This is a genomic window from Streptomyces sp. NPDC059455, assembly GCF_042750115.1.
GTDB lineage: Bacteria > Actinomycetota > Actinomycetes > Streptomycetales > Streptomycetaceae > Streptomyces > Streptomyces endocoffeicus.
In genome coordinates this window covers 1-2,685 of record NZ_JBHYVB010000441.1, presented here as the reverse complement: position 1 = coordinate 2,685, position 2,685 = coordinate 1, and the positions used below count along the sequence as shown (strand labels likewise).

Here is a 2,685-nt window from a genome sequence, read left to right as displayed (position 1 = left end):
TTGTTCGGCGGCGTCCTACTCTCCCACAGGGTCCCCCCTGCAGTACCATCGGCGCTGAAAGGCTTAGCTTCCGGGTTCGGAATGTAACCGGGCGTTTCCCTAACGCAATGACCACCGAAACACTATGAAACCAAACCGGACCCAACCCATACACACGTATGAGGGTCAAACGGTTCGTTGTTTCAGAACCAACACAGTGGACGCGAGCAACTGAGGACAAGCCCTCGGCCTATTAGTACCAGTCAACTCCACCGGTCACCCGGCTTCCATATCTGGCCTATCAACCCAGTCGTCTACTGGGAGCCTTAACCCATCAAGTGGGTGGGAGCCCTCATCTCGAAGCAGGCTTCCCGCTTAGATGCTTTCAGCGGTTATCCCTCCCGAACGTAGCCAACCAGCCATGCCCTTGGCAGGACAACTGGCACACCAGAGGTTCGTCCGTCCCGGTCCTCTCGTACTAGGGACAGCCCTTCTCAAGACTCCTACGCGCACAGCGGATAGGGACCGAACTGTCTCACGACGTTCTAAACCCAGCTCGCGTACCGCTTTAATGGGCGAACAGCCCAACCCTTGGGACCGACTCCAGCCCCAGGATGCGACGAGCCGACATCGAGGTGCCAAACCATCCCGTCGATATGGACTCTTGGGGAAGATCAGCCTGTTATCCCCGGGGTACCTTTTATCCGTTGAGCGACGGCGCTTCCACAAGCCACCGCCGGATCACTAGTCCCGACTTTCGTCCCTGCTCGACCCGTCGGTCTCACAGTCAAGCTCCCTTGTGCACTTACACTCAACACCTGATTGCCAACCAGGCTGAGGGAACCTTTGGGCGCCTCCGTTACCCTTTAGGAGGCAACCGCCCCAGTTAAACTACCCACCAGACACTGTCCCTGATCCGGATCACGGACCCAGGTTAGACATCCAGCACGACCAGAGTGGTATTTCAACAATGACTCCACACTAACTGGCGTCAATGCTTCACAGTCTCCCACCTATCCTACACAAGCCGAACCGAACACCAATATCAAGCTATAGTAAAGGTCCCGGGGTCTTTCCGTCCTGCTGCGCGAAACGAGCATCTTTACTCGTAATGCAATTTCACCGGGCCTATGGTTGAGACAGTCGAGAAGTCGTTACGCCATTCGTGCAGGTCGGAACTTACCCGACAAGGAATTTCGCTACCTTAGGATGGTTATAGTTACCACCGCCGTTTACTGGCGCTTAAGTTCTCAGCCTCGCCACACCGAAATGTGACTAACCGGTCCCCTTAACGTTCCAGCACCGGGCAGGCGTCAGTCCGTATACATCGCCTTACGGCTTCGCACGGACCTGTGTTTTTAGTAAACAGTCGCTTCTCGCTGGTCTCTGCGGCCACCACCAGCTCAAGGAGAAAATCCCATCACCAGCAATGGCCCCCCTTCTCCCGAAGTTACGGGGGCATTTTGCCGAGTTCCTTAACCATAGTTCACCCGAACGCCTCGGTATTCTCTACCTGACCACCTGAGTCGGTTTAGGGTACGGGCCGCCATGAAACTCGCTAGAGGCTTTTCTCGACAGCATAGGATCATCCACTTCACCACAATCGGCTCGGCATCAGGTCTCACCCTGCATGAGGGACGGATTTACCTACCCCTCGGGCTACACCCTTACCCCGGGACAACCACCGCCCGGGCTGGACTACCTTCCTGCGTCACCCCATCACTTACCTACTACCACCTTGGACCGGCGGCTCCACCACTCCCCTCAACTCCGAAGAGATCAGGGCGGCTTCACGGCCTTAGCATCAGAGGATTCGATACTGGGCGTTTCAAAGCGGGTACCGGAATATCAACCGGTTGTCCATCGACTACGCCTGTCGGCCTCGCCTTAGGTCCCGACTTACCCTGGGCAGATCAGCTTGACCCAGGAACCCTTAGTCAATCGGCGCACACGTTTCCCACGTGTGTATCGCTACTCATGCCTGCATTCTCACTCGTGAACCATCCACAACTCGCTTACACGGCTGCTTCACCCGGCACACGACGCTCCCCTACCCATCACAGCCCCCGTTAGGGGTACATGCTGCAATGACACGACTTCGGCGGTACGCTTGAGCCCCGCTACATTGTCGGCGCGGAATCACTTGACCAGTGAGCTATTACGCACTCTTTCAAGGATGGCTGCTTCTAAGCCAACCTCCTGGTTGTCTCTGCGACTCCACATCCTTTCCCACTTAGCGTACGCTTAGGGGCCTTAGTCGATGCTCTGGGCTGTTTCCCTCTCGACCATGGAGCTTATCCCCCACAGTCTCACTGCCGCGCTCTCACTTACCGGCATTCGGAGTTTGGCTAAGGTCAGTAACCCGGTAGGGCCCATCGCCTATCCAGTGCTCTACCTCCGGCAAGAAACACACGACGCTGCACCTAAATGCATTTCGGGGAGAACCAGCTATCACGGAGTTTGATTGGCCTTTCACCCCTAACCACAGGTCATCCCCCAGGTTTTCAACCCTGGTGGGTTCGGTCCTCCACGAAGTCTTACCTCCGCTTCAACCTGCCCATGGCTAGATCACTCCGCTTCGGGTCTTGAGCGCGCTACTAAACCGCCCTATTCGGACTCGCTTTCGCTACGGCTTCCCCACACGGGTTAACCTCGCAACACACCGCAAACTCGCAGGCTCATTCTTCAAAAGGCACGCAGTCACGA

The 2,685-nt window shown here is 56.4% G+C and carries 2 rRNA genes; both read right to left on the bottom strand.

What is annotated here, in order from left to right:
* Window positions 1-2: 2 nt before the first annotated feature.
* Window positions 3-119, bottom strand: a 5S ribosomal RNA gene (gene rrf, locus ACFXB5_RS53315).
* A gap of 93 nt (window positions 120-212) precedes the next feature.
* A 23S ribosomal RNA gene (locus ACFXB5_RS53310) occupies window positions 213-2,685 on the bottom strand; the annotation flags it as partial.